The following is a 2,808-nucleotide window of genomic DNA, read 5'->3' as shown; positions in this document are numbered from 1 at the left end:
GCAGCGCGGCCCATCGTGCCCGACTCGAGCAGCACGTCGCATTCGACGGTGGGGTTGCCTCGCGAATCGAGAATCTCTCGACCGATGATATCTACGATAGCACTCATGGTTTCCTCAAGAAATGACGTTGAATTCTTTACTCTGAACCTGCGTCCGGCACACGCTGGTCTCCCCAGCAGACAACTTTTGCGCGGATACGTTCGACGACCATTGCATACGTTCGCCGCGCGCCGGACTGTGCCTATTATCCAAGCCAATCATGACACGCCGCGAACGCGTGACTCAGTTGAAGTCGCTTTCGAGGAACGCCGTACGTTTGACGGCCCGATCAAGCGTGACAAGCGTTTCGAGCAGCTCGGCCATGCGATGCAGAGGCACGGCATTCGGACCGTCCGACCTGGCTTCCGCGGGCTTCGGATGGGTCTCCATGAAGAGACCCGATACGCCTACAGCCACCGCGGCGCGCGCCAGCACCGGCACGAATTCGCGCTGACCGCCCGAACTCGTGCCCTGACCGCCCGGCAACTGGACCGAGTGGGTGGCGTCGAACACGACCGGCGCATGAGTCTCGCGCATGATGGCGAGCGAGCGCATGTCGGAGACCAGGTTGTTATAACCGAACGACACGCCACGCTCGCACGCCATGAAGCGGTCTTCCGACAGCCCCGCTTCGCGGGCGGCATCACGCGCCTTGTCGATCACGTTCTTCATGTCGTGCGGCGCGAGAAACTGGCCCTTCTTGATGTTGACCGGTTTGCCCGAACGCGCGCACGCGTGGATGAAGTCGGTTTGACGGCACAGGAACGCGGGCGTTTGCAGCACGTCGACCACGGACGCAACCTGCTCGATCTCGTGTTCCGCATGCACGTCGGTCAGGACCGGCACGCCGAGCTGACGCTTCACTTCCGACAGGATGCGCAAGCCCTCGTCCATACCCAGGCCACGGAACGACTTGCCGCTGCTACGGTTGGCCTTGTCGTAAGACGATTTGTAGATGAACGGGATGTTCAGCTTCGCGCAGATTTCCTTGAGCTTGCCGGCCGTGTCGATCGTCATCTGTTCCGATTCGACGACACAGGTGCCCGCGATCAGGAAAAACGGCTTGTCCAGCCCGATTTCGAAATCGCCCAGTTTCATGCTTTCTCCTCGACGCCCGCCAACTGCAGTTGATGAGCAAGCGCTGCCTCGACGAACGACTTGAACAGCGGATGCCCGTCACGCGGCGTAGACGTGAACTCCGGGTGGAACTGCACGCCGACGAACCACGGGTGCATCGCGCGCGGCAGCTCCATCATTTCCGGCAGATCTTCGCTCGGCGTACGCGCGCTGATGACGAGACCGCCGCCTTCGAGCTGCGGCACGAAGCGGTTGTTGACTTCATAACGGTGACGGTGACGCTCGTTCACGTCCTTGCCGTAGATCTCTTCGGCCATCGTGCCGGGCTTGATCGGGCAACGCTGCGAACCAAGACGCATCGTGCCGCCCAGGTCCGACTCTTCGGTGCGCTTTTCGACGCGGCCGTCACGGTCGTACCACTCGGTGATCAGCGCGACCACGCGGTTCGGCGTGTTCTGATCGAATTCGGTACTGTTCGCGTCCTTCAGGCCGACCACGTCGCGCGCGAATTCGATCACGGCAAGCTGCATGCCGAGGCAGATGCCGAGGTACGGCACCTTCGCTTCGCGTGCATAGCGGATGGCGGCAATCTTGCCTTCGGTACCGCGGCGGCCGAAGCCGCCGGGAACCAGCACCGCGTCGAGATGCTTGAGGCTTTCGACACCTTGCGTTTCGATCTCTTCCGAGTCGATATATTCGATGTTCACCTTGGTCGACGTGTGGATCGACGCATGGCGCAGCGCCTCGATCAGCGACTTGTACGACTCCGTCAGATCGACGTACTTGCCGACCATGCCGATCGTGACTTCGTGCTTCGGACGTTCGAGCTTGTCGACCATCTCCGCCCAGATGGACAGGTCTGCGGGCTTCGGCGTGAGCTTCAGCTCTTCGCAGACGATCGCGTCCATGCCCTGGTCGTGCAGCATTTGCGGAATCTTGTAGATGCTGTCCGCGTCCCATACCGAGATCACCGCGTCTTCCGGCACGTTCGAGAACATCGAGATCTTGGCGCGCTCGTCGTCCGGAATGCGACGGTCGGCACGGCACAGCAGCACATGCGGCGAGATACCGATTTCGCGCAGCTTCTGCACGCTGTGCTGGGTAGGCTTGGTTTTCAGTTCGCCGGCCGTGGCAACCCAGGGCACCAGCGTCAGGTGCACGAAGCACGCGCTGTTGCGGCCGAGGCGCAGACTCATCTGGCGAGCCGCTTCGAGGAAGGGCAGCGATTCGATATCGCCCACCGTGCCCCCTACTTCGACGATGGCCACATCCGGCTCACCGCACGTCGCAGATGCTGCGCCGCGCTCGATGAAAGCCTGGATTTCGTTGGTGATGTGCGGAATGACCTGCACCGTCTTGCCGAGATAATCGCCGCGGCGTTCCTTGCGGATTACCGATTCGTAAATCTGGCCCGTGGTGAAGTTATTGGCCTTGCGCATCTTCGTGCTGATGAAGCGCTCATAGTGGCCGAGGTCGAGGTCAGTCTCCGCCCCATCTTCCGTCACGAACACTTCGCCGTGTTGAAACGGACTCATCGTGCCGGGGTCGACATTGATGTAGGGATCGAGCTTGAGGAGGGTGACTTTCAGACCGCGCGATTCGAGGATCGCGGCGAGGGAAGCGGCGGCAATACCCTTGCCGAGGGAAGAAACTACGCCGCCGGTGACGAAAACATATTTGGTCATCGCTGGA

General features: G+C 61.1%; 3 protein-coding genes. All 3 read right to left on the bottom strand.

The annotated features are described in order from the left end of the window. Positions 1–107, bottom strand: a 107-nt coding sequence (locus VGH68_RS27985; protein ID WP_331606979.1) for a hypothetical protein, incomplete at its 3' end; no start/stop codon positions are given. Positions 108–282: 175 nt separating this feature from the next. Next, complete coding sequence (gene kdsA, locus VGH68_RS27980; RefSeq protein WP_331606976.1) at positions 283–1,137, bottom strand: 3-deoxy-8-phosphooctulonate synthase; 855 nt, start codon at positions 1,135–1,137, stop codon at positions 283–285. Then, complete coding sequence (locus tag VGH68_RS27975) at positions 1,134–2,801, bottom strand: CTP synthase (RefSeq protein WP_331606977.1); 1,668 nt, start codon at positions 2,799–2,801, stop codon at positions 1,134–1,136. Before VGH68_RS27975 ends, kdsA begins: the two co-directional genes overlap by 4 nt. Positions 2,802–2,808 lie beyond the last annotated feature (7 nt).

This window comes from Paraburkholderia sp., from assembly GCF_036488505.1.
In the GTDB taxonomy this organism is placed as follows: domain Bacteria; phylum Pseudomonadota; class Gammaproteobacteria; order Burkholderiales; family Burkholderiaceae; genus Paraburkholderia.
This window is presented reverse-complemented; position numbering and strand designations above follow the sequence as displayed.

What these genes read in the sequence shown, in the direction of transcription:
- kdsA (WP_331606976.1), bottom strand. Translation starts at nt 1,137, where the DNA reads ATGAAACTGGGCGATTTCGAAATCGGGCTGGACAAGCCGTTTTTCCTG.
- VGH68_RS27975 (WP_331606977.1), bottom strand. Translation starts at nt 2,801, where the DNA reads ATGACCAAATATGTTTTCGTCACCGGCGGCGTAGTTTCTTCCCTCGGC.